Origin of the sequence: Bradyrhizobium sp. HKCCYLRH1030 (genome assembly GCF_051168395.1) — a bacterium.
GTDB lineage: Bacteria > Pseudomonadota > Alphaproteobacteria > Rhizobiales > Xanthobacteraceae > Bradyrhizobium.
Genome location: NZ_JBNPUY010000003.1, coordinates 280,023 through 304,804 on the forward strand (window position 1 = coordinate 280,023; position 24,782 = coordinate 304,804).

The window sequence follows — 24,782 nt, forward strand, 5'->3', positions numbered from 1 at the left end:
ATGGCGGGGATGTCCGACACGCCACGGCCGATCGCCGCGGTGCTCGACTGGCGCTGGCTGTGGCACGCGGCGCGGGTCGCGCTGGTTTCAGCCTATCTGATCGGCGGCGTCCAGAAGTTCATGGACTTCCCGAGCGCGATTGCCGAGCAGGCGCATTTCGGCCTGGAGCCGGCGGCGCTGTGGGCGGCGGCCGCGATCGCCGTCGAGCTGATCGGCTCGGTGCTCGTCATCGCGAACCGGTTCGTCTGGCTCGGCGCCGGCGCGCTCGGCGTGCTCACGCTCGTTGCGATGCTCGCCGCCAACGATTTCTGGCACATGTCCGGCCATGACCGGTTCATGGCGCTGAACGCCTTCTTCGAGCATCTCGGCCTGATCGCCGGCCTCGTGCTCGTCTCGATCATCTCCCGGCGCACGCACCGCGCTTGATCCACATCTGCTCATTCGAGGTCGTCATGGTCCGTTCCCGTCATCTGCTCGGCGCCGTCATCGCCACCACGCTGCTCGCCGCGCCCGCGTTCGCCAAGGACGCGCCGCCGCTGATCGGCGTGGGCGCGCAATACGACACCACGCATGTCTATGTCGCGCCGGACGATGTCGAGAAGTTCGCCACCAGCTTCCTCGCCACCTTCGGCGGCCAGAGCACCAAGCAGGTGGTTGCGACCGTGACGCCTGCTCCGAGCAGCACGACCTCGCAGCTGTTGCAGACGCCAGTCGGCACGGTGTCGCTGTTCGGCTTCAAGACCGGAATTCCGTATCCGTTCGGGGCCGAACGCACCGGCTATCTGGTCACCGATCTGGACGCGGCGATCAAGGCGGCCAAGGCCGCCGGCGCCGACGTGCTGGTCGCGCCATTCCCCGATCCGATCGGACGTGATGCCGTGATCCAATGGCCGGGCGGCGTCAACATGCAGCTGTACTGGCACACGACCAAGCCGTCCTACACTGCGTTCCAGACCGTTCCGGACAACCGCGTCTATGTCTCGCCCGATCGCGCCGAGGCCTTCACCCGCGCCTTCCTGCGTTTCTCGAAGGGCAAGGTTGTCTCCGACGATGCCAAGGCGCCCGGCGTCGAGATCGGCCGCCCGAATGATCACTATCGGCGCATCCGCATCGCATCGGTGTTCGGCCGCATGACCGTGCTCGTCACCGACGGCCATCTGCCGTATCCGTTCGGACGCGAGACGACCGGCTACGAGGTCGCCGATCTCAAGGCGACCCTGGACAAGGCAAAGGCAGCGGGCGCCACCGTGGTGGTCGAGCCGTTCAACTCGGACGGGCGCGAGCAGGCGGTGGTGCAGTTCCCCGGCGGCTATGTCGCGGAGATCCATGCGCCATTGAAGTAGGATGCTGCGGCGATTCCTGAGAGGTCATGGATGGCGTGGCTCCTGAGAAAGACCCTGGTCGCGAGTACGCTGCTCAGCGCGCTGTGTGCAGCCACGCCAGCTTTCGCCGAGGACAACGCCTCGCGTCCGGCGATCCGCACCAACCGCTGGCAGGAGGACTGGTCGGTGCTGGCCGATCCGGCGCTGCGCACGGCGCCATCAGATCCGATCAAGTACATCCCGCTGCAGCAGGACCATCCGCAGAGCTACGTCTCGTTCGGCATGAACCTGCGCGAGCGGTTCGAGAGCCTGGATGCCGCGAGCTTCGGCATCGGTGGAACGCGACCCGATCAGCATGTCCTGCAACGGCTGCAGATCCATGCCGACGCACATCTCAACGAGAACTGGCAGTTGTTCGTCCAGCTGGAGGACGACCGTGCCTTCGGCAAGGCCAAGATCACGTCCGTCGACCAGGACCCGCTCGACCTCCGGCTCGCCTTCCTCGCCTATGTCAATACGACGGACAGCGGCACGTTCAAGGCCCGGGTCGGGCGGCAGGATTTCGACTTCGACCTGCAGCGCTTCGTGTCGTCGCGCGACGGACCGAACGTGCGCCAGTCCTTCGATGCGCTGTGGGCCGACTGGGAAAGCGGCCCATGGCGCTTCATCGGCTTCGTCAGCCAGCCGGTGCAATATAATCTGGTGCGTCCGTTCGACGACACGTCGAACGGATCGTTCCTGTTCCACACCTTCCGCGTCGAGCGCCAGGTGCTCGGCACCAACGAGTTGTCGTCGTATTATTCCTACTATCAGCGCGACAATGCGCGTTTCCTCGACGCAGCCGGCCTCGAGCAGCGCCACGTGCTGGACATCCGCTTCGCCGGCAAGCTCGCGGGCTTCGACTGGGATCTCGAGGCGATGGGGCAGGCGGGCTCGGTCGGGGCGAAGCAGATCCGCGCCTGGGGCGCCGGCGCCCGCGCCGGCTACACCTTCGCCGACCTCGCCTGGCAGCCGCGCATCGGCCTTCAGCTCGACGGCGCCTCCGGCGACCGCCATCCCGGCGACAACAGGGTCGAGACGTTCAATCCGCTGTTCCCGAACGGCTATTACTTCACGCTGGCCGGCTTCACCGGCTACACCAACCTGATCCATCTCAAGCCGTCGCTGACGGTGAAGCCGACCGCCGCGCTGTCATTCATGGCCGCGATCGGCCTGCAATGGCGCGTGACCGATGCGGACGCGATCTACGTCCAGCCCAATGTCGCGGTCGCCGGCACCGCGGGGCAGGGCAGCTCGTGGTCCGGCGTCTATGCGCAGTTGCGCGCCGACTATCGCTTCAACGCCAACCTCACCGGAGCGTTGGAAGCCGTGCACTATGAGATCGGCCAGACGCTGCGCCGCGCCGGCGGCCATGACTCCGACTACATCGGCATCGAATTGAAATACGCGCTCTGAGCAACGAAAGTAGGACGACATGTCGCAATTCGAGTCCCGCAACGTGGTGCCGCTGCTGCTCAGCGTCAATGCCGGCTATGTCGACACCGCCGGGTTCCTGGCGCTGCAGGGCCTGTTCACGGCGCATGTTACCGGCAACTTCGTGACGTTCGGCGCGGCGCTGGCGCTCGGGACCTCGGGCGCGATAGCCAAGCTGCTGGCGCTGCCGGTGTTCTGCGTGGTCGTGATCGCGACGCGGCTGACCGGCACGTTGCTGTCGCGGCGGTGGTCACGCGCCTTCGAGATCCTGATCGGCGTCAAGCTGGTGCTGCTCGTCCTCGGCGCCGTGCTCGCCATCCATTTCGGCCCGTTCCACAATGGCGACAGCCGCGAGGCAATCATCACCGGCATGGTGCTGGTCGCGGCGATGGCAATCCAGAATGCCGTGCACCGGATCCATCTGCCGAGTTCGCCGCCCTCGACCCTGATGACCGGCACCACCACGCAGGTGATGATCGACCTCGCCGACAGGATCTATGTCGGCGACAAGGGCCAGGCGTCGCCGCCGGCGCGGCTCATGCAGATGGCCATCAACGTGCTCGCCTTTGCGCTCGGCTGCGGCGCCGCCGCGCTGCTGTTCGTGCGGCTGGGCAGCTGGTGCTTCGTCGTGCCGCCGGTCATCGGCGCGCTGGCTCTCGCCGTGCGTCTCGCCGGGCCGGAGCCGGCGCGCTGAGAACGCCGTCAGGGGCCGGTGCCGCGCGCCGGCCGGACGTGCGGTGCCGGCGCCGCCGGCGGCAGCCGTGTGCGCGTGTTGTATTTGCCCGAGTTCATCGAGCCATCGCGATGACGTGAGACTGCAACCGCGGCGGCGGAACGCAGTTGACGTTGCTGACGGCGGACTGCGGTGAAGGCGCAGCGGAACGCGCGCCGGCGGCCTTCAATGACGAAAAGTTTAGCCGTCCGCATCGCGGCTCGCCATTGCGTCCCACCTGCCTCACCCCCAATTCTAGAAACGAAACGGTTCCGTTCTATTAAAGGAGACGTGATGACACAGCAAGCTCTGTCATCGGCCGAGGTCCCATCGGCGGCCAACGACGATCCGGCGGTCTCGGCCCGCGATCGGGCCGTGCGGCAATGGCGCGGGGATGCCTCCGGCGAGCCTCGGCAGCAGATCGAGGCCAAGGCGCCGGCTGCGGAGCCCGGCCCGCCGCCGACGGAGCACGGGCAGCGCCAGGAGAGGTCCCGGAGGAGCCTGATCCGGCGGCATCCGCTCGGGGCAGCGCTGGGTCTCGTGCTGCTGCTCGCCGTCGGCGCCGGCGGCTACGTCTACTACGATGCGGCCGGTCACTATGAGACCACCGACGACGCCTTCATCGCGGCCCGCCAGTTCTCTATTGCGCCGAAAGTCTCCGGCTACATCACCGCCGTTCCGGTCACCGACAACCAGCACGTCAAGGCCGGCGACGTGATCGCGCGCATCGACGATCGCGACTACAAGACCGCGCTGGCGCAGGCCGATGCGCAGGTGAAGTCGGCGCAGGCGGCGATCCGCAACATCGATGCGCAGATCGACGTGCAGCAGGCGCAGATCACCGCGGGCCAGGCCCAGGTCGAGCAGGCCCAGGCCGGGCTGACCTTCGCAGAGCAGCAGGCCAAGCGCTATCAGGACCTCGCCCGCACCGGCTCCGGCACGGTGCAGAGCGAGCAGCAATACACATCGCAGCTCCAGCAGCAGAAGGCGGCGCTGACCTCGGCGCAGGCCAACCTCTCGGTCGCGCAACGCCAGTTGGAGTCGCTGAAGGCGCAGCACGAGAGCGCCGACGCCAATCTCGCTCAGGCGCAGGCCCAGCGCGACCAGGCTCAGCTCAATCTGTCGTACACGACCGTGACCGCGGCGCAGTCCGGCCGCATTGTCAATCTCAGCGCCGCCGATGGTCAGTTCGCGGCACAAGGGACGGCGCTTTCGATGTTCGTGCCCGATGACGTCTGGGTGACCGCCAATTTCAAGGAAACCCAGCTCGACGAGATGCGGCCCGGCCAGCCCGTGACCCTCGAGATCGATGCCTATCCGGAGCGCGAGATCCGCGGCCATGTCGCGAGCGTGCAGTCCGGCTCGGGCCCGGCGTTCTCGCTGCTGCCGCCGCAGAATGCGACCGGCAACTACGTCAAGATCGTGCAGCGCGTGCCGGTCAAGATCGACATGGACGATCCGCCGACGGACGTCGCGCTCGGCCCGGGCATGTCGGTGGTGCCGACCGTTCGCGTCGATCCCAAGCCGTCGCTCTATGAGCGGCTGAAGGCCGTGCTGTGAGAGAGGTCGGCCATGAGTGAGGCTGCTCCTCTCGCCGCGTCGCGATCCGCAGGCAGTCCGTGGATCATCGCGGTGCTGGTGGCGCTCGCGACCTTCATGGAGGTGCTGGACACCACCATCGCCAACGTCGCACTGCCCTATATCGCCGGCGGCATGGGCGTCAGCCAGGACGAATCCTCCTGGGTGGTGACGACCTATCTCGTGTCCAACGCGATCATCCTGACCGCCTCGAGCTATCTCGCCAAGCGCTTCGGCCGCAAGACCTTCTTCCTGCTGTGCCTCGGCCTGTTCACCTTGAGCTCGGTGCTGTGCGGCTTCGCCTGGAATCTGCAGGTGCTGCTGCTGTTCCGGATCATGCAGGGCCTCGGCGGCGGCGGCATGGTGCCGGTGGCGCAATCGATCCTCGCCGACTCCTTCCCGCCGGAAAAGCGCGGCCAGGCGTTCGCGCTGTTCGGCGTCGCCGTCGTGGTCGCGCCCGTCGTCGGTCCGACGCTCGGCGGCTATCTCTCCGACAACGTCTCCTGGCACTGGTGCTTCCTGATCAACGGCCCCGTCGGCGTCGCCGCGATGATCCTGATCGGGCTCATCCTCAAGGAGCCAGAAGAGGTCACGGCCGAGCGGCGCAAGCAGGCGCATGGCTTTGACGTGGTCGGCTTCGTGCTGGTCGCGACATTTCTCGGCGCGCTCGAACTGATGCTGGACCGGGGCCTTGAGGACGACTGGTTCGACTCGCGATTCATCATGGTGACCGCCGCGGTCTGCGTCGCGGCCTTCATCGCCATGATCCCGTGGGAGATGAACCAGAAAAATCCGACGGTCGATGTCCGCATGCTGGCGTCGCGCCAGTTCGGCGCCAGCTTCCTGGTGATGCTGGCGACCGGCGCGATCCTGCTCGGCACCACGCAGATGCTGCCGCAGATGGTGCAGCAGGATTTCGGCTACACCGCGACCTGGGCCGGCCTCGTGCTGTCGCCGGGCGGCCTCGTCACGATGGCGATGATGTTCGTCGTCGGACGCCTCTCGGGCAAGGTGCAGCCGAAATACATGATCATGACGGGCGCGGCCGTCGTGGCGTTCGCGATGTACGACCTCACCCGGGTCTACGCCAATGTGGATTTCTGGTTCTTCGCCGAATCCCGCATGCTGATCGGAATTGGCCTGCCGCTGATCTTCCTGTCGATCACGACCGCGTCCTACAACGGCATTCCGCCTGAGAAGACCGACCAGGCCTCGGCGCTGATCAACGCCGCGCGCAACACCGGCGGCTCGATCGGCGTGTCGCTGGCCGCCAACATCCTGGCGCATCGAGGGCAGTTCCACCAGAGCCGGCTGGTGGAGAATGCGATTCCATCCAATCCGGCCTATCAGGACACGCTGCACCAGGTGACCAATTACTTCACCGCGCATGGCAGCTCGCTGGTCCAGGCGCAGCAGCAGGCGCTCGCCTGGATCGGCCAGACCGTGCAGATGCAGTCGTCGCTGCTCGCTTATGTCGACGTCTACTGGGCGCTGATGCTGATCTCGCTGTCGGCGATTCCGCTGGCGCTGACGCTCCGCAAGGTCAAGCTCGGCGGCGGGCCGGCGATGGCGCATTGAGTAGGCACTGTTGTTCGGCTGTCATTCCGGGGCGATGGCAAGCATCGAACCCGGAATCTCGAGATTCCGGGTTCAGCCCTGACGGGCTGCCCCGGAATGACGGTCAAGAACATCAGGGGCGCTTACACCGCCTCGTCGGCGATGCCGTTCCGCAACAGCCCGATGCGGTCGATCTCGACCTCCACCACGTCGCCCGGCTTCATCCACAGCGGCGGTGTTCGGCGCGACCCCACGCCGCCCGGCGTCCCCGTGGCGATCACGTCGCCCGGCTCGAGCCGGGTGAACGACGAGCAGTATTCGATCTGGCGCGGGATATCGAAGATCATCTGGCTGATCGTGGCGTCCTGCACCACCTCGCCGTTCAGTCGGGTCTGCAGCCGCAGCGGACCGAGATCGTCGATCTCGTCCGGCGTGACCAGCCACGGGCCGAACGCGCCGGTCGCGGGAAAATTCTTCCCCGGCGTGAACTGGTGGGTGTGACGCTGGAAGTCGCGCACGCTGCCCTCGTTGTAACAGGCATAGCCGGCGATGTGCTGCCAAGCCTCGCTGCGCGGGATGTAGCGGCCGGGCTTGCCGATGACGATGGCGAGCTCGCCCTCGAAATCGAGATCGGTCGAGACGCGCGGGCGGATGATGTCGGTGAGATGCCCGGTCTGGCTGTTGGCGAAGCGGCCGAACACCGTGGGGTTCTCGACCTCGGAGCGGCCGGTCTCCTTGCGGTGCGTCTCGTAGTTCAGGCCGATGCAGAGGATCTTGTCCGGGTTCGGAATCACCGGCAGGAAGCTGATGGCCGAGAGCGGATACCGCCTTGCGCCCGAGGCCGCTGCAGCCGCTTCCTTCAGCGCGTCCGCTGCGATCGCCGATTTCAGATCCGGGAAGCGGTCGCGCAGGACAGCACCGAGATCGGCGATGTCAGTGCCCTCGACCAGTCCCCAGGTCGGCGCATTGTCGATGGTGAAGCTTGCAAATCTCATCCGATGTCCTCAGGTCGAAACCGCCGCTACGGCGGAGGGAGAAGCCGGTTCTTGCGCCGATTTCGCGAAGCGCGCGATGGTGCGCTCCGGGAAGATCAGCGCGAAGGCCGAGATGGCGCCAACGATCAGCACGCCGGCGGTGAAGGTCATGGCGTGGGCGTAACCAAGCGGCGCGTTGCCGCCGGCCTCGCCGACGATCCAGCCGGTGAGCGCATTCGACACCAGCGCGGATGCCGCGTTGCCGGAATAGATCACGACGATGAGCCGGCCGCGCTGGATCGCCGGCGCCACGGCGCCGAGCGCGACGGGGCCGAAGATCGTGGTGAGGCTCGGTGCGGCGAAGGCGATCGCGATACAGGCGAGCTGCAGCGGGCCCGAGGTGACGATGCTCAACAGCAGTGCGCAGCCGGCGGCGAGCAGCGCGAGACCGGAGGCGTGGCCGAGGCAGGCACGCAAGCTGAAGCCTTTGCGCTGCAGAACTTGCGTCAGCCAGGAGCCGCCGAGCAGCAGCGGCGACTGGAACAGATAGATCCCTGAGATGATCCAGCCGACATCGACCTGCTTGTAGCCGAGCCCGAGCTGCAGATAGGGCGGCAGCCAGGTCGCGGACATGCCGACGATCCAGTACGACGCGGTCGACATGATGATGACGCCGATCACGGTCGGATCGGCCCACAGCACGCGCGCCGGCAACGCCTTGTCCTTGGCCGCCGCAGCCTCCGGCGCATGGGCGGAGTAGGGTCCTTCGCCGCCGATGAAGAACCAGCCGAGCATCCAGGCCAGCCCGAGCAGGCCGCAGAACAGGAAGCCGGTGCGCCAGCCATAGCTCACGATGACATAGGTCAGGATCGGACCGCCGGCCAAGAGGCCGACGCTGATGCCCTGCAGCACCACGGCGCTCGGCACGCTGCGCCGGTCGGCGGGAAACCAGTTGTAGCAGGCGTGCAGCGCGGTCGGCAGCCCAGGCCCTTCGCCGGCGCCGAGGATGATGCGGCAGATCACCAGCACGGCGATCGAGCCGGAGAAGAAGATCGGGATCTGCGTCGCCGACCAGACGCCGGCCATGATCAGGAGCAGCCATTTCACCGGGAAGCGGCCGACGACGAACATGCCGACCGCCATCCCCGACAGCGAGAACAGCAGGAAGAAGCTGCTGCCGATCAGCCCGAACTCCTTGGGGCTCAAGCCCAGCTCCTTCATCATCGGCACGGCCGAGAGGCCGAATACCAGCTTGTCGAAGAAGTTCAGCGTCTGGAACAGGAACAGCATGATGAGGACGGCGATCGCGCGTCCTCCCATACTGGATCTAGCGGTGTCCGATGATGTCGTCATGGCGTTTCCCCGTTTGATAGTCTCTTGTTATGATGAGTGCAGTCGTTCGTTCAGCTCGCTCAGCAGCGCGGCGAGCCCTGGCGCGTCCGTCGCGACGCCGTAGACATAATGGTCGGGTCGCACCAGCGCGGCGCCGCAGCCGTGGCGTTCGAACCAGCGTGCGACGACGGCGCTCTCCTCGTGCAGGCCGTGACCGCCGATGGCGATCAGACTGATCCCGGCGTCGCGGGTCGCAGCGTCGATCGCGCTCGAGTTCAGCGCACCCCGCCCGTCGAGGACGAGCCGCCATCCGGTGCCGGCCACGGTATCGAGCAGGGCCCGCCCACCGTCGCCGACGATCCAGGGCTGCGGAAACAGCGTGCCGTTGGCCGCATTTGCCTTGGTCGCGAGCAGTCCCTGCGTCAGCGGCGGCACGATCTCCTGCCGGGTGATGGTGCGCGGCGCGCCGCCGCCTTCGGCAAGGATACGCGCGTCGCGCGCCGCTGCGGCCTCCGGATCCTGCTCGCAGATGACGCGGCCGATCGCCTTGATGCGCGTGGTCAGCTCGCGCACATGCGTGCTGCGCTCGATCTCGTAGCTGTCGAGCAGCGCCGCGGTCGATTGGCCGCGCAACACGCGCGCGAGCTTCCAGCACAGATTGGCTGCATCGCGCAGGCCCTGGCACATGCCCTGGCCGATGAAGGGCGGCTGCTGATGCGCGGCGTCGCCGGCGAGCAGGACGCGCCCCTGGCGCCAGCGGCGTGCGACCAGCGCATGGAAGCGATAGCTTGCCGCGCGCCACAGCGTTGCGTCCTCGGGCCTGAGCCAGGGTGAGAGCAAACGCCAGACCTGCTCCGGCTGCTCCATCGCGTGGCGGTCTTCCCCCGCTCGCAGCATGATCTCGAAGCGGCGATGGTTGCCGGGGCCGACGATGTAGGTGGTCGGACGCGCGGGATCGCAGAACTGAGCGGCTGTCTTCGGCAGCTTGCCGACGCCGCTGTCGTTGACGAGGAGGTCGACCACGAGCCACGGCTCGTCGAAATCGAGATCGTCGAAGCTGATGTCGAGCTGCTGGCGCACGGTGCTGGAGGCGCCGTCACAGCCGATCACGTAGTCGGCGGTGACCTCGCGAACTGTACCGTCCGCCCGCTGCAGCACGACGGCCGCCGCCGTCGCATCCTGCCGGATTGTGACGAGGGTCGTGCCGAGCTCGACCGTGACGGAAGGACAGCGGCGAGCACGATCGCGCATCACCTGCTCGACCGGCGGCTGGGTAAACACCATGCTCGGCGTGTAGCCGAGGGGATAGGGCGGGCCTACCATGTCGATGCGGCGGATCAACTGCCCTTGGGCGCCGAAATGCTCGGACGCCGGGAACGGCGCGACGTACCGGCTGACTTGTTCGGCGATACCGAGATTGTCGAACAGCCGCATGATCTCGTGATCGAGCGCGATCGCGCGCGGCTTGTCGTAGATCTCGACAGCGCGGTCGATCGCGAGCGTTTTGATGCCCTGCATACCGAGCAGGCTCGCGGCGATGGCGCCGGTCGGACCGAAGCCGACGATCACGACCTCGAAATGCTTGTGATCTGACGTGGCGGACATGGATCTGGAAACTCTGGAGTTGGAAAGCGAGTCAGGCGGCGTAGCCGACCGCGAGCTGCGCGGCCTTGACGTGCTCGGCCTTGGGCGGCGCGATGCCCCATTGATCGGTGCGGCCGGGCGGCCAGACCCAATGCTCCGGCCCGCGCACGACGTAGTCGTCGTCGACCTGCAGCACCTCGGCGGTGTATTCGATCACGGTGCCGACGGGATCGATGAAGTAGGCGAAGACATTGTCGCCGGGGCCGTGGCGTCCGACGCCCCACGCGATCGGATGGCCGGCATCGATCATGCGGCCCGCACCGCGCATCACGCCTTCCCAGGTCGGCATCAGGAAGGCGACGTGGTTGAGCCCGTTGACCTTCGCCGCAGCGATCACGACGGCATGGTGGTCCGAATTGCAGCGAACGAAGGCCATCGCCGCGGAGCGGTCGGTCAGGCGGAAGCCGAGCGCCTTCTCGTAGAAGGCCGCCGAACGATCGACATCGGTGCTGTTGAGATTGACGTGGGCGAGCCGCTCCGGGAGCTCGGGCCGCGGCGGCCTGGCGTCGTGCCTAATGTCGCCGTGCACGAAGCGCAGCACGCCGCCCTCGGGGCCGCGCAGGCTCATGATCACGCCGCCGTCGGGGCCGGGGTTCGGCGCCGGCGCTGCGATCAGCGTCGCGCCTTCATGGATGGCGTTGCGGCTGACGGCATCGAAATCACTGGACTCGGCGAGGCGGAAAGTCACCGCCTGCAGCTCGGTGCGCTCGCTCTGGTGCAGCGCCACGACGTGATGATCGCTGCCGGTCGCACGGAGGTAGACGATGCCGTGGGCCTCCGCGACGCGCTCCAGCCCCCAGGTCTGTCGATAGAACGCTTCCGAACGCGCGAGATCTGGCGTGCCCAGATCGACGCTGCGCAGAGCCGCGACCGGAAACCGGGTCATGAGCGTGTCCTCCTGCGCGATGCCCGGATGAGGACGCGCGACGTTTTCTGTCCCTGGCCGGCGAAACCGGCTCGTCCCTTTTATTACATAAAAAATCGAAATCAATCAGAATTTATAAATTTTATGTTCTGCAGCCTCGCTCTATACATGTCGTCTGATTCAGAGGAGATCGGGCGTGGATGCGGTTTTGGAGGCCGAGGGGCAGGGCCCGTCGACGCAGGCGAGTCATGTGTATGACCGGCTGCGCGAGGACCTGCTGTCCGGCCGGCTGGCGCCGTCGCGCAAGCTGCAGATGCGGTTTTTGACCGAGACCTATCAGACCGGGCAGACACCGCTGCGCGAGGCGCTCAACCGCCTGACTGCCGACGGACTGGTCGAGGTGCGCGAGCAGCGCGGCTTCTACGTCAAGGACATCAGCCGCGCCGAGCTCGCCGAGCTGACCAAGACGCGCTGCTGGGTCGAGGCGCTGGCGCTGCGCGAGTCGATGGCGGCGGCGACGCCCGATTGGGAAGAGCAACTGGTGCTGGCGCAGCATCGGCTCAGCCGCGCGCCGCGCTCGCTCAGCGCGACAACGTTCGAGGACAATCCGGAGTGGGAGAGGCTGCACCGGATCTATCATCGGGTCCTGATCTCGAACTGCGGCTCGCAGTCGCTGATCGCGTTCTGCGGCCAGCTTGCCGACCAGCTCTATCGCTACCGCCGGCTGTCGATCCGCAAGGCGTTTCCGTCACGCCCCGTCGGCGACGAGCACGCCGACATCGTGAACGCCGTGCTCGACGCCGACACCGAACGCGCGGTTGCGCTGCTCACGGCGCACTATCAGCGCACCGCGGACGTGATCCTGCAGGACGAGACGATCTTTCCGGAGCTGCGCAAGGACAGAAAGATTTAGGATCACGTCGTCGCGGCGAGGAAGAAGTCGACGCGCTTCTCGACATGCGCCTGGGCTTCCTTCTTCAGGGCGCGCATGTCCTCGCCGAGCAGGCTGCGGATCAGCACGGCGAACACGACGAGATCGAGGAAGATCCGTGCACTGTCCTCGATGCGGTCGGCCGAGAACGCGCCCTTGCCGGCGAGACCTTCGGCGCGCGCGAGCTCGCCGATCGCGTGGCTCACATTGCAGGTGGCGCGCTTGCGCGCCGTGTCCTGGATCTCGAGCGTCAGCTCGGGAAAGCGCGGACTTTCCGCAATCGCGGTGCGCATCAGGCCGATCGTGTCCTCGACGAAGGCGCGCTCGATCAAGGTGAGCCCGAGGCTGATCAGCCGGGCGCGGAAGGTGCGGCCCTGCGGCACCAGGTTCTCATACTGCGTGTTGCGCGCGGCCTGGCGGCCGATGACGGCCGCGAACAGCGCGGCCTTGCTGGGAAATCGCGCGTAGATGGTCGGCTTGCCGGCGCGCGCGGTCTGCGCGATTTCGTCGACGCTCGCGCCTTCGAAGCCGTTTGCGAGGAACACCGTCTTTGCCGCGTCGAGAATGCGCTCCTCGACCTCGCCGGCACGTTCGAGCGGAGGCCGCCCCACCTTGCCGCGCGCCGTCCTGGAAGCAACCATTCGATCCGCCATGGCTTTCTTTCGAGGCCTTTGTGTTCCCGTCCTGTTTGGCACAGGGGTCGGGATTGTTCAATCAACGCGGCCGGGGCCGCTGCTCATGCCTGGGGTGTTAATGCGTTCCACGGAATATCAGCTTGCCCGTGGGGTCTCGAACACCGAGACTGCACAAACGATTTGGGAGGAAAATCATGGGACGGACATTCGTTCATTTGGCGTTGCTCGCCGTCGCCTGGGTCGCGGCCGCGCCGATGGCTCGCGCCGAAACTGTCGTCTTGAAGTCCGAGCTCAAGGCCGCCAACGAGGTGCCGCCGAACGCGTCCGCCGCGTCGGGCGCGGCCGAAGCGAGCTTCGACACCGCAACCAAGACGCTGAGCTGGAAGGTCACCTTCTCCGGCCTCAGCGGGCCGCCGATCGGCGCGCATTTCCACGGTCCCAGCGAGCCCGGCAAGAATGCCGGCATCGTGCTGCCGTTCAAGAGCCCGGAGCCGCCGATCACGGGCTCCGCCGTGATCACCGATGCGCAGGCGGCCGATCTGCTGGCCGGCAAATGGTACGCCAACGTCCACACCCAGGCGAACCCGGGCGGCGAGATTCGCGGACAGATGACCCGGCAGTGAGGCGCGTGCCCGACGCGCGCGGGCTCGCCGTCACGCGGCCAGTTCCGGCTCGCCGGCCTGGCCGGGAACGGCCGACGCCCGGCGCACGTCGAGGAACTGCTTGAAGCGGCCGAGCGACAGCGGCGGCGCGACCAGGTAGCCCTGGCCTTCCTCGACGCCGCAGGCGATCAGCGCATCGACCTGCTCCTGATGCTCGATGCCCTCGGCGACCACGGACATGTCGAGCTCGCGCGCCAGCGCCACCAGCATCTGCACCACCACGATGGCGGACTGGTCGCGGGTGATCGCGTCGACGAAGAACTTGTCGATCTTCAGGATGCGCGCGCCGAGCCGCTGGATATAGGACAGGCCACTATGGCCGATGCCGACGTCGTCGAGCGCGACGCGGAAGCCGAGCTCGCTGAGCTCCCTTACGACATCAGTCGCCTTGGCGAGATCGGCGAGCTCCTCGCGCTCGGTGACCTCGAGCACGACTTGGCGGGTGGAGACCGATGACGACGCGACCGTCTTGCGCAGATCGTCGATGAAGCGGTCGCGGAGCAGATGGCGCGGGGTGATGTTGACGGACAGCTTGAACAGCTTGTCCTGCTTCATCTCCGGCTGCAGTTCGCGCAAGGCGGTCTTGAGAAGCTGCCAGGTCAGCTTCTCGATGCGGCCGGTGGTCTCGGCGAGCGGGATGAAGCTCATCGGCGGGATCAGCCGGCCGTCAGGCTTCTCCCAGCGCGCCAGGATCTCGCAGCCGACGATGTCGCCGGTCTTCAGTCGGAAGGTCGGCTGTACATAGGGCTTGAACTCGTTGGCCGCGAGCGCGCGGTCGAGCTCGGCGACCGGGTCCACCGGCCGGCTGAGATAGCTCGCCAGCAGCAGGCCGAACATGCCGCCCAGCGTGCCGGCGGCGAGCATGGTCGGGAGATAAGCGAGGTCGCCGCGGGTGCTCAGGCTCTGCGGCCGCACATGGATCGTGGCCCGCAGCGGATAGCGGTCGGACACGGTGGTGAACGCGACGGTCTGCGCCGCAGACTTGGCGGATGCATCGGGATGATAGCCGGCCACCTGCTCGCCATCGGGCAGGGTCAGGGTGACGTTGCTCTCGGCGCGCAGGCCGACCGGCATCACGTCCAGCAGGTTGCCATCGATGCGCAGGATCGCAGCCAGAGACCGTTGCGCGTCGATGTCGCGCATCACGCCGAACGCGGCGCCGGTGAACTGCTCGACGCGGAACAGCCGCAGCTCGCCGTCGGCGGACTTGAACATCTCGTCGCGCCGCGCCCAGCCATTGTCGAATTCGAGCGTTTCGGAATAGGCCGCACACTCGACCGCGCCGTCGCGGTCGACGGTGCGGATGTCCTTGATGATGGTGCCTTGATAGACGTGAAGGCGCAGCGCCTGCAGCGCGACGGCGCTGCAGTCCATCGGACCTTTCGCGATCAGGCGGTTCAGGATCGATCCGGCCGAGTCGATGGCCGCCTCGGAGCGGCGCAGCGCCACCTTGCTGAGCTCGCTGAGCTGCCGCGCGGTCTGGTTGCCGATCAGCGCGGTCACGGCGAAATCGGCGCCGGCCAGGAAGATCCCGACGCAGGCGGCCACCGCCCCGACGCGAAGCATGTGTTTGCGCTGCAATGCCATCGTGTCGTGAATGACCCCCGTATGACCACGGGTATCCTTCAATCCAACCTTCAACTTTTCGTATATGCGCTCATGGATGCCCGTCCGTAGCGGCACGGTGAGCGGTGGGCGCAGAAAGCTGGTTAAGAAAGGGCTACCGGCTCAAGCCGCCTTGTCGGTGGTGTCGAGCGGCACCGCCGTCTCGGCGCGCTCGGCCGGCAGCAGCATCAGGGCGGCGAGCGCCGACAGGCTGAGGCTCGCCGACACGATCAGCACGCCGCGGCCGAGCCCATCGATCAGCAGGCCGAACAGCAGCGGCGCGAAGGCCTGGCAGATCCGCGACGGCGCCCCGATCAGGCCGAGCCGGTAGGCGTAGTTGACGGGGCCGAAGATGGCGAGCGGCAGGGTGCCGCGAGCGATCGTCAGGATGCCGTTGCCGGAGCCGTGCAGCAGCGCGAACGCCGCCGCGGCGCCCCCGCCGAACAGCCCGATCGTCACGGCGCCGATCGGATGGGTGATACAGGCGAGCCGCGCCGAGGCGAGCGGATGGAAGCGGCTGAGGAAGCCGGCCTCGAACACGCGCGCGGCGACCTGCGCCGGCCCGATCATCATGCCGGCGAACAAGGCTTGCGCGGGCGTCGCGCCGAACGCCTGCATCAGCCGCGGCAGATGCACCGCCATCGCCGCGGTCACGGTCCAGGCCGCCGCCATCGCGAACGCGATCAGCACCATCGGGCGGTCGAGCGGGATGTTGGGCTTGCCCGTCGGGATATCGCCGGGCGCCATCACGGTCGCCCGCGGCAGCGACAAATTGAGCGGCAGGCCGATCACGAGATGCGCGATCGCCCAGGCGAAGCAGGTCTCGCGCCAGCCGATCGTCGCGAGCCCCAGCGTGCTCAGCGGCCAGCCGACGGTGGAGGCGAAGCCCGCGATCAGGGTGATGCCGGTGATCGCGCCGCGTGCATCCTTGCCATAGATGCGCCCGAGCGCGCCGAACGCGGCGTCATAGAGGCCGAGCCCCATGCCGACGCCGAGCCACAGCCACGCCAGCGCCATCACCCACAGCGAATGCGACAGGCCGAGCAGTGCGAGCCCGATCGCCAGCACGATGTTGGAGGCGCACAGCACCTGGCGGCCGCCGACGCGGTCGATCTGGCGGCCGATGCGCGGACCCAACAGGCCGGAGATGATCAGCGAGGCGGAAAAGGCGGCGAAGAACCAGTTGTTGGACAGGCCGAGATCCCTGGCGATCGGGTCGGCGAGGATGGCGGGAAGATAGTAGCTCGATCCCCAGGCCAGCGTCTGGGCGGTGCCGAGAGCGATGACCACGCCCAGCCGTCTTGCCTGCATTCCCGTCGACCTCTCCTTGGCTCGGCGTCATGAGCAGCCGCAGCCGCTGCGGCCAGCCAGCTTGGCTTTGGCGTCATCGGCACAGCAACTGTCTACGCCCGATGGCGCCGGTCCGCCACAGCAGCCGGGCAGGGCTGCAATGCTCTCCACTCCGCCGCGGGTGCAGACGCCGGTCTCCGGCAGTTTCAACTCGACACGATGCGCGGCGGCCTTGTCCCCGGCGATGTCGGCGGTGATCGAACGGACCTGCTCATAGCCCGTCATCATCAGGAAGTTCGGCGCGCGGCCATAGCTCTTCATGCCGGCGAGATAGAACCCGGGCTCGTCGGCCTGCGCCAGCTCGCGCGCGCCATGCGGCCGCACCGTGCCGCAGGAATGCTCGTTCGGATCGATCAATGGCGCGAGCGCAACAGGAGCCTCGATCGCGGGATCGAGCCGCAGGCGCAGCTCCGCGAGCAGCGACAGATCGGGGCGGAAGCCGGTGGCGACGATAAGCTCGTCGGCGGTGATGCGGCGGTCGCCGTCCGCGGCGATCCGCAACCGGCCGTCCTCATCGGTGATCCCCGTGACGCCGAAGCCGGGCTCGAGCCGGATGCGGCCCGAACGTACCAGCGCGGCGAAGGCCAGGCCGAGTTCGCCGCGCGCGGCGAGCTGGTCGGCGCTGCCGCCGCCGAACGCCTTCGCGGGATCGTCGCCGCGCAACAGCCAGATCGCCTGCGTGCCCGGCGCGACCTCGGCCAATGCGGCCAGGTCGATCAGGGTGCCGATCGCCGAGTGGCCGGCGCCGAGCACCGCGACCGTCCTGCCAGCATAACGGCTGCGCTGCGCGCCTCGGACGTCCGGCATCGCGTAGGCGATGCGCGCCGCATGCGCGGCTTCGCCGAGCGCGGGCAGTCCGCTATGGCCGGCAGGGTTGGGCGAGAACCAGGCACCGGAGACATCGATAACGGCGTCGGCCTGCAGCGCCGCCTCGCCCTTGCCGTTGTGGATGCGGATCTCGAACGGCGCATCGGCGCGTCCCTTCGACGTGGCCTTGTCGAAGCCGGCCCGGCTGATCGCGGTGACGCGATGCGAGGTCCTGACGACGTCGCGCAGCGCAGTGCGCGTCGCCAGCGGCGCGAGATAGGATTCGATCAGCTCGCGCCCGGTCGGATAGACCTCGGGCTCGGGCGAATTCCATCCCGTCGCAGCGAGCAGCCGCGCCGCCGCGCTATCGATGTTGTACTTCCACGGCGAGAACAACTGGACGTGCTGCCATTGCCGCACCGCGTGCGCGGCTTCCGGACCCGCTTCCAGCACGACCGGGGTCAGGCCGCGCGCCAGCGCATGGGCCGCTGCCGCCAGCCCGACCGGGCCGGCGCCGATGATAGCGACCGTCTTGGCGTCCGTCATGTGCGTCCTCCTATACTTCTAGAATAATCGAATTAAAGGGCGAAATCATCAGGCCGCCGGCCTCGCGGTGCCGCAGTCGCGCTCCTCGACGCAGCATTCTGAGACGAGAAAGCCGAGCAGGGAGCGCATCACGTCGTATTCGGCATGGCAGACCAGCGTCGTGCCCTCGCGCATTTGCGAGATCAGCCCGACCGCGACCAGCGTCTTGACGTGGTGCGACAGCGTGGAGGCCGGGACCTTCAGCCGCTCCTGCAGCCGGCCGACCGGCATCCCGGCATGCCCGGCGCGCACCAGCGCGCGGTAGATCTTCAGGCGCGTGGTATTGCCGAGGGCTTCCAGGCGGGCAGCGGCGTCATCGAGCTTCATGGTGTGGAGGATGCGGCATGCGGCCCGCCGGAGTCAAACGATATTTCTAGAATATTGGAAATATCCATGAGTGCGCGCCGCGCGCGGTCGGTTGTCCGGCGCGCTATCGCAGCCGGTAGCCGGCATGGCAGCCGACGCAGGCCGCCATCGTCTCGCCGAGCGCCTTCAGCGCCGGCTTGAGGTCGCCGGTCACACCCGCATTCTGCGCTTCGATGGCGAAGCGGCTCGCCGCTTTGTGCATGGCGGTGCCGGCCTCCTGCATGCCCTGGGGCATGAACCCGGCGACCTCGGCGGCGCCGTGCAGGCGCAGTGAGCTCATGCCCAGGCGTTGCTCGGCGATCTGGCCGGCTTTGTCCGGCTCGCCCGCCGCAAGCGCGTCGTTGATCTGCTGCAGCGCCAGCAGATGGTCGCGCATGTTGGCGAGGGTGTGCTCGGCGAGATCGGGCGGAAACGCCAACCGCTCGCGCTGGTCTGGCGGAAGCGCCCCATGGCTGCCGTGGTCGTGATGGCCGTGGTGCTGCGCCGTGGCGATGCCTGCGGACGCAACAAGGGCCAGCGTGATGGCGGCGAGACGCAGGCGCATGAGGACCTCCATTTCAGCGAACGCGGTGGCGTCTTCCCTAGACCGCGCGGCCGGGCGGCGCATATGATCCTGATCATATGCCGAGGACCTGCCATCTCTCGCCCGAGGGCACGCGCCCGTCGCTCGACTGGCGCGCTCTTGCACGGCTGTCGCCGTTGCTCGCCGCGCTGCCCGCGGCCGCGCGGTTGCAGACCCGGCGCATCCAGGTGCCGCGCCAGGGCACGGTGTTCTGCCGGGGGGATCGGCCGCGGGCGATGTTCTTCGTGCTGACCGGCGAGGTGAGGCTGGTGCGCCGCTCGCGCGCCGGCGACGACATCGTCCTGCAGCGGGCCCGACGGGGCTTTCTCGCCGAGGCCAGCCTCGATCAGTCAACGTATCATTGCGACGCCGTCGCGACACAGGACTCAGCGCTGCTCGCGATCGACCGCGAGGCCTTCGCCGAAGCGTTGCGTCGTCCCGAGATCGGGGACCGATGGTGCGATCATCTCGCCCGCGAGTTGCGCAAGGTCCGGGCGCAGTCGGAGCGGCTCAGCCTGAAGACGGCGCGCGAGCGGATCGTGCATTTCATCGAGACCGAGGGGGAGGGCGGCGAGGTCGAGCTCGGCCGGTCGAAGAAGGACTGGGCCGCCGAGCTCGGCGTCACCCATGAGGCGCTCTATCGTGCGCTGGCACGCATGGAACGGGACGGCGAGCTCACCGTCGATGGCACCCGCCTGCGCTTGCGGTGAGCCTTCGGGCGCCGCGTCTCCCGATCGTCGACACTGACCATTCGAACTCGTCAGCCTTGACGCCGGATCATCATATCGATAGTTCTGGATATATGGAAAACGAGCAAGCCGTTCTGGCCTTGGCGGCGCTGGCGCAGCCGACGCGCCTGCAGGCCTTTCGCACCCTGGTGCAGCACGAGCCCGACGGTCTGCCGGCCGGCGAGCTCGCACGTCTGCTGGAGGTGCCGCAGAACACGCTGTCGGCGCATCTGTCCGTGCTGGCGCGCGCCGGCCTCGTCAGTTCGATCAGGCACAGCCGCTCGATCGTCTACCGGGCCGATCTCACGCAGTTTCAGAAGGTCGCGCTGTTCCTGCTGCAGGACTGCTGCGGCGGCCGGCCGGAGGTCTGCGCGCCCGTCATCGCAAGTCTCACCCCGTGCTGTCCGCCGAAGCGCAAGGAGAAGAGCCGTGTCTGACCGCATCTACAATGTATTGTTCCTCTGCACCGGAAATTCGGCACGCTCGGTGCTGGCCGAGTCGATCCTGCGCAAGGACGGCGCGGGCCGCTTCCACGCTTTTTCCGCCGGCAGTACGCCGAAGGGCGCGGTGCATCCGTTGGCGCTCGAGACGCTCGCGCGCATGGACTATCCGACCGACGATCTGCGCTCGAAGAGCTGGAGCGAGTTCGCCGCCGCCGGCGCGCCGGCGATGGATTTCGTCTTCACGGTCTGCGACAACGCCGCCGGCGAGGCGTGTCCGATCTGGCCGGGGCAGCCGATGACTGCGCATTGGGGCATCGAGGATCCGGCGGCGGCCGCAGGCACGGAGCTGGCGAAGCTTGCGGCGTTCACGACCGCCTTCCGCTATCTGAAGAACCGGATCGACGCCTTCATCAATCTGCCGCTCGGTCGCATCGATTCGATGTCGCTGGGCACGCGGCTGCGCGAGATCGGGACGGGCGAGGGCGCAACGTCGTTCCGCTCCGACGTGGCCTGATCCGATGACGATCTTCGAGCGCTATCTGACGGTCTGGGTCCTGCTCTGCATCATCGTCGGCATCGGTCTCGGCCATCTGATGCCGGGGCTGTTCGCGGCTGTCGCGTCGGCGGAGGTGGCGCGGGTCAATCTGCCGGTCGCAGCCCTGATCTGGCTGATGATCATTCCGATGCTGCTGAAGATCGATTTCGCCGCGCTCGGCAACGTGAAGGAGCATTGGCGGGGCATCGGCGTCACCCTGGTCGTGAACTGGGCGATCAAGCCGTTTTCGATGGCTCTGCTCGGCAGCGTTTTCATCGGCCACGTGTTCGCGCCGATGCTTCCCGCAGGCCAGTTGTCGTCCTACGTGGCCGGTCTGATCCTGCTCGCGGCGGCGCCGTGCACGGCGATGGTGTTCGTCTGGTCGAATCTGTGCGACGGCGAACCGCACTACACGCTGAGCCAGGTCGCGCTCAACGACGTCATCATGGTGTTCCTGTTTGCGCCGCTGGTGGGCCTGCTGCTCGGCGTCGCCTCGATCTCGGTGCCCTGGACCACCCTGCTGCTGTCGGTGCTGCTCTATATCGTCGTGCCGGTCATCGTCTCGCAACTCTGGCGCCGGGCGTTGCTGCGTAGCACGGACGGGGCATTGGAGCGCACCTTGCGGGTACTGCAACCGGTCTCGCTCGTGGCGCTGCTCGGTACGCTCGTGCTGCTGTTCGGCTTCCAGGGCGAGCAGATCCTGAAGCAGCCGGTCGTCATCGCGATCCTGGCCGTGCCGATCCTGATCCAGGTCTATCTGAACGCGGGGATCGCCTATTGGCTGAGCCGCCGGCTCGGCGTGGCCTGGTGCGTCGCGGCTCCGGCCGCCTTGATCGGCGCCAGCAATTTCTTCGAACTGGCGGTTGCCGCCGCGATCAGCCTGTTCGGGCTCGACTCGGGGGCTGCGCTCGCGACCGTCGTCGGGGTTCTCGTCGAAGTCCCCGTGATGCTCTCGGTCGTGCGCATCGTCAGGGCGACGCGTCGCTGGTACGAAGCGGGACTGCCGGCTTAGCTCCGGTCAGTGCTTCGGCAGAGCCGGTTTGCCTCACCGCCGCGACTCGTCCTGATCGTCGTCGTCGCCTTCGCGCTCCCGGCGGGCCGGCTCGTAGCTCAGCGGCTCGCCGTCGGCCCGCGCATGCAGCGCCGCAAGATGCGGGTAGGCCCCAAGACCAGCTCCAAGACCAGCTTCAAGACCGCCGTCAACGGCACGGGCCACCGGCACCAGCGTGGGCGCTGCGTTCCGGCTGGCTTGTGACATGGCCAAGAGGCCGCCCAGCCCCGCCAGCACGGCTGCCAATGTCATCGTCTTACGCATTCTCGTCTCCGAACTCACCGCGCCCCCGGCTCGCTCCGTCCGGACGCGATGATGTCGCAACGAGCGTGACAGCATCCTGTCAGGTTGAGTCAGCGAGACGTCAGCTTGTCTCGGGCAGGATGCCGATCCCTTGGAGTTTCCCACCCCCGCATCGGCCTGAGCGCAATTCCGACATCGGAAGTTCAAACTAAAATCCGCACCATCTCCTTAGCATTTGCGAACGCTCCGCAAGTCGACCCCCGCAAGTCGACCTCCGCAATTCGAACCCAGTGGCGAGAGCGCAACAAATCACGACGAGCTTTGAAGATCAGAGCGTCAGGCCCCGGGAAGATCATGCATTTGCCTCAAATCGGACGGTTCATGCGCATCACGGTATTTGCGATGCTGATCTCGACGGCGGCATCCGCGGCGACGGTGGCGCGCGAGGATGATCGCGAGCGCCGTGACGCCGTGCGCCGCGCCGTCGAGGCGGGCGACGTCCTGCCGCTATCGGAGATCCTGCCGCGATTGCGCGGCCGGGTCGCCGGCGACGTGATGGGAATCGATGTCGACCGCCAGCGGGGCCGCTGGCGCTATGAGTTTCGGGTGATCGGCCGCGATGGCCGCGTGCGCGAGGTCTATGTCGATGCGCGCAGCGGCGAGATCGAACGGATCGAGGAAAAATAGATGCGAGTGCTGCTGGTCGAGGATGATCCGCGGCTGGCGTCCGACCTGGCCCGGACGCTTCAGGCGGCGGGCTATCTGGTCGAAACGTCCGACAACGGCGAGCAGGCCTGGTTTCTCGGCGACACCGAGGACTATGGCGCCGTGATCCTCGATCTCGGCCTCCCCGGCATGGACGGGTTGTCGGTGCTGAAGCGCTGGCGCGGCGCCGGGCGGCACGTGCCGGTGCTGATCCTGACCGCGCGCGCGAGCTGGGCGGAGCGGGTCGATGGCATCGATGCCGGCGCCGATGACTACCTGCCGAAGCCGTTTCGCAATGAAGAGCTGTTGGCGCGGTTGCGCGCGATCGTGAGGCGCTCCGCCGGCCATGCGGCGCCGGTGCTCTCGTCCGGCGATCTGGCGCTCGACGAGCGCCAGATGAAGGTCAGCCTGTCCGGCGTGCCGGTGACGCTGTCGCAGCTCGAATACCGGCTGATCGCCTATCTGCTGCGGCAGAGCGGCCGCGTCGTGCCGCAGCATGAGCTGGAGGAGAACGTCTACGGCCTCGGCCACGAGCACGACTCCAACGCGCTCGAGGTGCTGATCCGGCGCGTCCGCAAGAAGCTCGGCGCCGAGATCATCGAGACCCGCCGCGGCTTCGGCTACATGATCCCGGAGACGGCGGAATGAGGCTCGGCTCGCTGCGGCTGCGGCTGGTGGCGGCGGGCACCATCGCGCTGCTGGTCGCGCTCGGCGTCGCCGGCTTCGGCATGGTCGTGCTGTTCAAGCGCCACGTCGCGCGTACGCTCGCCTCCGATCTCGACATTCACCTGCGCCAATTGCTGAACGGCCTCGAGGTCGATGCGGAAGGGCGCATCGTGGTCGCGCGGCCGCCAGCCGATCCGCGCTTCGTGGTCCCGCTGTCGGGGCTGTACTGGCAGATCTCGGACGATCATGGCCAGTTGCTGCGCTCGCGCTCGCTGTGGGACACCATCCTGCCGCTGCCGATCGACGAGCCCGGACCGAGCGACGTGCATCAGCATGAGCTTGCCGGGCCGGATGGCGAACACGTGCTGGTCGCCGAGCGCGGCATCCTGATGAATCCGGAAAGCCAGATCCGCGTACGCGCGGCCGTGGCCTACGACCTCGACGGCGCCACCAGCGCGGTGCGGACCTTCGCCAAGGATCTGTCGATCGCGCTCGCCGTGCTGGCCGTCATCCTCGCCGTCGGCACGTCGGTTCAGGTCACTCTCGGCCTGCGTCCGCTCGGCGTGCTGCGCCGTGGCGTCGCCGAGATCCGCAGCGGTCGGCGCCAGCATCTTCCGGTGGACGTGCCGACCGAGGTGGCGCCGCTGGTCGACGAGGTCAACGCGCTGCTTGATGCGCAGAGCCGCGAGATCATGCGCTCGCGCAGCCGTGCGGCCGATCTCGCCCACGGCTTCAAGACGCCGCTCGCCGCACTCGCGGCCGACGCCGCGCGGTTGAGGGAGCTCGGCCAGCTCGAGCTGGCGCGCAATGTCGAGGATGTCGCCGAGGCGATGAGCCGGCAGGTCGATCGCGAGCTGGCGCTGGCGCGGCTGCGCGGCAAGGCCCGCGGCGGGCCGGAGGCCGCGACCGAGCTGGCGCCCCTGGTGAATGCGCTGCTCGGGACGCTCGGCCGCACGCCGGCGGCCGCCCATGTCAGCTTCGATGGCCAGGTGCCCCCAAGCCTGCGCGTCGGCATGGATCGGACGGATCTCGCCGAGGTGCTCGGCAATCTCTTGGAGAACGCCGCGCGTCATGCGGCGAGCACGGTTCGCATCGTCGCCAGTGCGACCCCTCTGATCGTCACTGTCGAGGATGACGGTCCGGGCATTCCGGACGCGAAGATCGGCCGCGTGCTCGAGCGCGGCGGCCGCCTCGACGAGCAGGGGCCGGGCAGCGGGCTGGGGCTCGCGATCGTGCAGGACGTGCTCGAAGCCTATGGCTGGCGGCTGCAGATCGGCCGTTCCCAGCTCGGCGGCGCCAGGATCACGATCGCGCCGGCCATCGTCTCGGCACTCCGCTGGCCGCAGCCCGCGACGTCCCAGGCCACCCCGGCGCCGTCCATTCTGACAGCAGGCTGACATCCCGCGTCAGCGGCGCGACGCCCCCGGTGAGCTATCTCCTCCGGTCCTACC

At 67.6% G+C, this 24,782-nt stretch carries 26 protein-coding genes; 15 read left to right on the forward strand and 11 right to left on the reverse strand.

The annotated features are described in order from the left end of the window. The 6 genes from ACQR1E_RS11465 to ACQR1E_RS11490 all read left to right on the forward strand — a co-directional run bounded on the left by ACQR1E_RS11465 (nucleotide 1) and on the right by ACQR1E_RS11490 (nucleotide 6,663). Nucleotides 1-426 carry a DoxX family protein gene (locus tag ACQR1E_RS11465; RefSeq protein WP_434897056.1) on the forward strand — a complete coding sequence of 142 codons (426 nt, stop codon included), beginning with the start codon at nucleotides 1-3 and terminating at the stop codon, nucleotides 424-426. A 26-nt stretch (nucleotides 427-452) separates the two neighbouring features. Then, a complete protein-coding gene (locus tag ACQR1E_RS11470; RefSeq protein ID WP_434897057.1) occupies nucleotides 453-1,343 on the forward strand; it encodes a VOC family protein in 891 nt (296 codons plus the stop codon). A 30-nt stretch (nucleotides 1,344-1,373) separates the two neighbouring features. Next, a complete protein-coding gene (locus ACQR1E_RS11475; protein ID WP_434897058.1) occupies nucleotides 1,374-2,777 on the forward strand; it encodes an alginate export family protein in 1,404 nt (467 codons plus the stop codon). A 19-nt stretch (nucleotides 2,778-2,796) separates the two neighbouring features. Next, entirely contained in the window at nucleotides 2,797-3,489 is a 693-nt protein-coding gene (locus ACQR1E_RS11480; protein WP_315753197.1) for a YoaK family protein, read from the forward strand. A 312-nt stretch (nucleotides 3,490-3,801) separates the two neighbouring features. Further along, nucleotides 3,802-5,067 (forward strand): HlyD family secretion protein, encoded by a 1,266-nt coding sequence (locus tag ACQR1E_RS11485; RefSeq protein ID WP_316192925.1) that lies wholly within the window; start codon nucleotides 3,802-3,804, stop codon nucleotides 5,065-5,067. Between the two features lie 12 nt (nucleotides 5,068-5,079). After that, complete coding sequence (locus ACQR1E_RS11490; RefSeq protein ID WP_315753195.1) at nucleotides 5,080-6,663, forward strand: DHA2 family efflux MFS transporter permease subunit; 1,584 nt, start codon at nucleotides 5,080-5,082, stop codon at nucleotides 6,661-6,663. 122 nt (nucleotides 6,664-6,785) lie between these two features. Here ACQR1E_RS11490 and ACQR1E_RS11495 read toward each other — a convergent pair whose 3' ends face one another. Genes ACQR1E_RS11495 through ACQR1E_RS11510 form a run of 4 tightly spaced genes read right to left on the reverse strand, consistent with a single transcriptional unit; the run spans nucleotide 6,786 to nucleotide 11,478 of the window. Then, a complete protein-coding gene (locus tag ACQR1E_RS11495; protein WP_315753194.1) occupies nucleotides 6,786-7,637 on the reverse strand; it encodes a fumarylacetoacetate hydrolase family protein in 852 nt (283 codons plus the stop codon). Nucleotides 7,638-7,646: 9 nt separating this feature from the next. Next, entirely contained in the window at nucleotides 7,647-8,969 is a 1,323-nt protein-coding gene (locus ACQR1E_RS11500; protein ID WP_315753193.1) for an MFS transporter, read from the reverse strand. 27 nt (nucleotides 8,970-8,996) lie between these two features. After that, on the reverse strand, nucleotides 8,997-10,553 hold the full coding sequence (locus tag ACQR1E_RS11505) for a bifunctional 3-(3-hydroxy-phenyl)propionate/3-hydroxycinnamic acid hydroxylase (protein WP_434845145.1): 1,557 nt from the start codon (nucleotides 10,551-10,553) through the stop codon (nucleotides 8,997-8,999). A gap of 31 nt (nucleotides 10,554-10,584) precedes the next feature. Then, on the reverse strand, nucleotides 10,585-11,478 hold the full coding sequence (locus ACQR1E_RS11510) for a VOC family protein (protein WP_316169669.1): 894 nt from the start codon (nucleotides 11,476-11,478) through the stop codon (nucleotides 10,585-10,587). A 175-nt stretch (nucleotides 11,479-11,653) separates the two neighbouring features. Here ACQR1E_RS11510 and ACQR1E_RS11515 point away from each other — a divergent pair, with 175 nt between their 5' ends. Further along, nucleotides 11,654-12,370 carry a GntR family transcriptional regulator gene (locus tag ACQR1E_RS11515; RefSeq protein ID WP_315828184.1) on the forward strand — a complete coding sequence of 239 codons (717 nt, stop codon included), beginning with the start codon at nucleotides 11,654-11,656 and terminating at the stop codon, nucleotides 12,368-12,370. A gap of 2 nt (nucleotides 12,371-12,372) precedes the next feature. Here ACQR1E_RS11515 and ACQR1E_RS11520 read toward each other — a convergent pair whose 3' ends face one another. Continuing rightward, on the reverse strand, nucleotides 12,373-13,029 hold the full coding sequence (locus ACQR1E_RS11520) for a TetR/AcrR family transcriptional regulator (protein WP_315753189.1): 657 nt from the start codon (nucleotides 13,027-13,029) through the stop codon (nucleotides 12,373-12,375). A 188-nt stretch (nucleotides 13,030-13,217) separates the two neighbouring features. Between ACQR1E_RS11520 and ACQR1E_RS11525 the strand changes: the two genes are divergently transcribed. Next, the gene (locus ACQR1E_RS11525; RefSeq protein ID WP_315712732.1) at nucleotides 13,218-13,646 is read left to right on the forward strand and encodes a CHRD domain-containing protein; all 429 of its coding nucleotides are present in this window, start codon (nucleotides 13,218-13,220) and stop codon (nucleotides 13,644-13,646) included. A gap of 30 nt (nucleotides 13,647-13,676) precedes the next feature. Here ACQR1E_RS11525 and ACQR1E_RS11530 read toward each other — a convergent pair whose 3' ends face one another. The 5 genes from ACQR1E_RS11530 to ACQR1E_RS11550 all read right to left on the reverse strand — a co-directional run bounded on the left by ACQR1E_RS11530 (nucleotide 13,677) and on the right by ACQR1E_RS11550 (nucleotide 18,942). Beyond that, entirely contained in the window at nucleotides 13,677-15,251 is a 1,575-nt protein-coding gene (locus ACQR1E_RS11530; protein ID WP_316201854.1) for an EAL domain-containing protein, read from the reverse strand. 162 nt (nucleotides 15,252-15,413) lie between these two features. Then, nucleotides 15,414-16,601, reverse strand: a complete 1,188-nt coding sequence (locus ACQR1E_RS11535) for an MFS transporter (RefSeq protein WP_315712730.1) — start codon at nucleotides 16,599-16,601, stop codon at nucleotides 15,414-15,416. A 27-nt stretch (nucleotides 16,602-16,628) separates the two neighbouring features. Then, nucleotides 16,629-17,993: an NAD(P)-binding domain-containing protein gene (locus tag ACQR1E_RS11540; RefSeq protein WP_315753187.1), complete on the reverse strand. Its 1,365-nt coding sequence runs from the start codon at nucleotides 17,991-17,993 to the stop codon at nucleotides 16,629-16,631. A 48-nt stretch (nucleotides 17,994-18,041) separates the two neighbouring features. After that, the gene (locus ACQR1E_RS11545; protein ID WP_315712726.1) at nucleotides 18,042-18,359 is read right to left on the reverse strand and encodes an ArsR/SmtB family transcription factor; all 318 of its coding nucleotides are present in this window, start codon (nucleotides 18,357-18,359) and stop codon (nucleotides 18,042-18,044) included. A gap of 103 nt (nucleotides 18,360-18,462) precedes the next feature. After that, complete coding sequence (locus tag ACQR1E_RS11550; RefSeq protein ID WP_315828179.1) at nucleotides 18,463-18,942, reverse strand: hypothetical protein; 480 nt, start codon at nucleotides 18,940-18,942, stop codon at nucleotides 18,463-18,465. 77 nt (nucleotides 18,943-19,019) lie between these two features. On the opposite strand from ACQR1E_RS11550, the gene ACQR1E_RS11555 reads away from it, so the two are divergent. The 4 genes from ACQR1E_RS11555 (at nucleotide 19,020) to arsB (ending at nucleotide 21,678) form a co-directional block, all read left to right on the forward strand. Beyond that, the gene (locus ACQR1E_RS11555) at nucleotides 19,020-19,670 is read left to right on the forward strand and encodes a Crp/Fnr family transcriptional regulator (RefSeq protein ID WP_315828178.1); all 651 of its coding nucleotides are present in this window, start codon (nucleotides 19,020-19,022) and stop codon (nucleotides 19,668-19,670) included. A gap of 92 nt (nucleotides 19,671-19,762) precedes the next feature. Beyond that, on the forward strand, nucleotides 19,763-20,125 hold the full coding sequence (locus ACQR1E_RS11560) for an ArsR/SmtB family transcription factor (RefSeq protein WP_315712722.1): 363 nt from the start codon (nucleotides 19,763-19,765) through the stop codon (nucleotides 20,123-20,125). Beyond that, the gene (locus ACQR1E_RS11565) at nucleotides 20,118-20,645 is read left to right on the forward strand and encodes an arsenate reductase ArsC (RefSeq protein WP_316192934.1); all 528 of its coding nucleotides are present in this window, start codon (nucleotides 20,118-20,120) and stop codon (nucleotides 20,643-20,645) included. Before ACQR1E_RS11560 ends, ACQR1E_RS11565 begins: the two co-directional genes overlap by 8 nt. A gap of 4 nt (nucleotides 20,646-20,649) precedes the next feature. Beyond that, nucleotides 20,650-21,678, forward strand: a complete 1,029-nt coding sequence (gene arsB / locus ACQR1E_RS11570; RefSeq protein WP_315712719.1) for an ACR3 family arsenite efflux transporter — start codon at nucleotides 20,650-20,652, stop codon at nucleotides 21,676-21,678. A gap of 33 nt (nucleotides 21,679-21,711) precedes the next feature. On the opposite strand, the gene ACQR1E_RS11575 is transcribed toward arsB, so the two are convergent. Next, nucleotides 21,712-21,981 carry a hypothetical protein gene (locus ACQR1E_RS11575; RefSeq protein WP_316187543.1) on the reverse strand — a complete coding sequence of 90 codons (270 nt, stop codon included), beginning with the start codon at nucleotides 21,979-21,981 and terminating at the stop codon, nucleotides 21,712-21,714. Between the two features lie 360 nt (nucleotides 21,982-22,341). Here ACQR1E_RS11575 and ACQR1E_RS11580 point away from each other — a divergent pair, with 360 nt between their 5' ends. Genes ACQR1E_RS11580 through ACQR1E_RS11590 form a run of 3 tightly spaced genes read left to right on the forward strand, consistent with a single transcriptional unit; the run spans nucleotide 22,342 to nucleotide 24,728 of the window. After that, nucleotides 22,342-22,647 (forward strand): PepSY domain-containing protein, encoded by a 306-nt coding sequence (locus ACQR1E_RS11580; RefSeq protein WP_315712717.1) that lies wholly within the window; start codon nucleotides 22,342-22,344, stop codon nucleotides 22,645-22,647. Then, entirely contained in the window at nucleotides 22,648-23,313 is a 666-nt protein-coding gene (locus ACQR1E_RS11585; protein WP_315712715.1) for a response regulator transcription factor, read from the forward strand. Further along, nucleotides 23,310-24,728, forward strand: a complete 1,419-nt coding sequence (locus ACQR1E_RS11590; protein WP_315712714.1) for a sensor histidine kinase — start codon at nucleotides 23,310-23,312, stop codon at nucleotides 24,726-24,728. Before ACQR1E_RS11585 ends, ACQR1E_RS11590 begins: the two co-directional genes overlap by 4 nt. Nucleotides 24,729-24,782: the final 54 nt, after the last annotated feature.

What these genes read in the sequence shown, in the direction of transcription:
- ACQR1E_RS11465 (WP_434897056.1), top strand. Translation starts at nt 1, where the DNA reads ATGGCGGGGATGTCCGACACGCCACGGCCGATCGCCGCGGTGCTCGAC.
- ACQR1E_RS11470 (WP_434897057.1), top strand. Translation starts at nt 453, where the DNA reads ATGGTCCGTTCCCGTCATCTGCTCGGCGCCGTCATCGCCACCACGCTG.
- ACQR1E_RS11475 (WP_434897058.1), top strand. Translation starts at nt 1,374, where the DNA reads ATGGCGTGGCTCCTGAGAAAGACCCTGGTCGCGAGTACGCTGCTCAGC.
- ACQR1E_RS11480 (WP_315753197.1), top strand. Translation starts at nt 2,797, where the DNA reads ATGTCGCAATTCGAGTCCCGCAACGTGGTGCCGCTGCTGCTCAGCGTC.
- ACQR1E_RS11485 (WP_316192925.1), top strand. Translation starts at nt 3,802, where the DNA reads ATGACACAGCAAGCTCTGTCATCGGCCGAGGTCCCATCGGCGGCCAAC.
- ACQR1E_RS11490 (WP_315753195.1), top strand. Translation starts at nt 5,080, where the DNA reads ATGAGTGAGGCTGCTCCTCTCGCCGCGTCGCGATCCGCAGGCAGTCCG.
- ACQR1E_RS11495 (WP_315753194.1), bottom strand. Translation starts at nt 7,637, where the DNA reads ATGAGATTTGCAAGCTTCACCATCGACAATGCGCCGACCTGGGGACTG.
- ACQR1E_RS11500 (WP_315753193.1), bottom strand. Translation starts at nt 8,969, where the DNA reads ATGACGACATCATCGGACACCGCTAGATCCAGTATGGGAGGACGCGCG.
- ACQR1E_RS11505 (WP_434845145.1), bottom strand. Translation starts at nt 10,553, where the DNA reads ATGTCCGCCACGTCAGATCACAAGCATTTCGAGGTCGTGATCGTCGGC.
- ACQR1E_RS11510 (WP_316169669.1), bottom strand. Translation starts at nt 11,478, where the DNA reads ATGACCCGGTTTCCGGTCGCGGCTCTGCGCAGCGTCGATCTGGGCACG.
- ACQR1E_RS11520 (WP_315753189.1), bottom strand. Translation starts at nt 13,029, where the DNA reads ATGGTTGCTTCCAGGACGGCGCGCGGCAAGGTGGGGCGGCCTCCGCTC.
- ACQR1E_RS11525 (WP_315712732.1), top strand. Translation starts at nt 13,218, where the DNA reads ATGGGACGGACATTCGTTCATTTGGCGTTGCTCGCCGTCGCCTGGGTC.
- ACQR1E_RS11530 (WP_316201854.1), bottom strand. Translation starts at nt 15,251, where the DNA reads ATGCTTCGCGTCGGGGCGGTGGCCGCCTGCGTCGGGATCTTCCTGGCC.
- ACQR1E_RS11535 (WP_315712730.1), bottom strand. Translation starts at nt 16,601, where the DNA reads ATGCAGGCAAGACGGCTGGGCGTGGTCATCGCTCTCGGCACCGCCCAG.
- ACQR1E_RS11540 (WP_315753187.1), bottom strand. Translation starts at nt 17,993, where the DNA reads ATGACGGACGCCAAGACGGTCGCTATCATCGGCGCCGGCCCGGTCGGG.
- ACQR1E_RS11545 (WP_315712726.1), bottom strand. Translation starts at nt 18,359, where the DNA reads ATGAAGCTCGATGACGCCGCTGCCCGCCTGGAAGCCCTCGGCAATACC.
- ACQR1E_RS11550 (WP_315828179.1), bottom strand. Translation starts at nt 18,942, where the DNA reads ATGCGCCTGCGTCTCGCCGCCATCACGCTGGCCCTTGTTGCGTCCGCA.
- ACQR1E_RS11555 (WP_315828178.1), top strand. Translation starts at nt 19,020, where the DNA reads ATGCCGAGGACCTGCCATCTCTCGCCCGAGGGCACGCGCCCGTCGCTC.
- ACQR1E_RS11560 (WP_315712722.1), top strand. Translation starts at nt 19,763, where the DNA reads ATGGAAAACGAGCAAGCCGTTCTGGCCTTGGCGGCGCTGGCGCAGCCG.
- arsB (WP_315712719.1), top strand. Translation starts at nt 20,650, where the DNA reads ATGACGATCTTCGAGCGCTATCTGACGGTCTGGGTCCTGCTCTGCATC.
- ACQR1E_RS11575 (WP_316187543.1), bottom strand. Translation starts at nt 21,981, where the DNA reads ATGCGTAAGACGATGACATTGGCAGCCGTGCTGGCGGGGCTGGGCGGC.
- ACQR1E_RS11580 (WP_315712717.1), top strand. Translation starts at nt 22,342, where the DNA reads ATGCGCATCACGGTATTTGCGATGCTGATCTCGACGGCGGCATCCGCG.
- ACQR1E_RS11585 (WP_315712715.1), top strand. Translation starts at nt 22,648, where the DNA reads ATGCGAGTGCTGCTGGTCGAGGATGATCCGCGGCTGGCGTCCGACCTG.
- ACQR1E_RS11590 (WP_315712714.1), top strand. Translation starts at nt 23,310, where the DNA reads ATGAGGCTCGGCTCGCTGCGGCTGCGGCTGGTGGCGGCGGGCACCATC.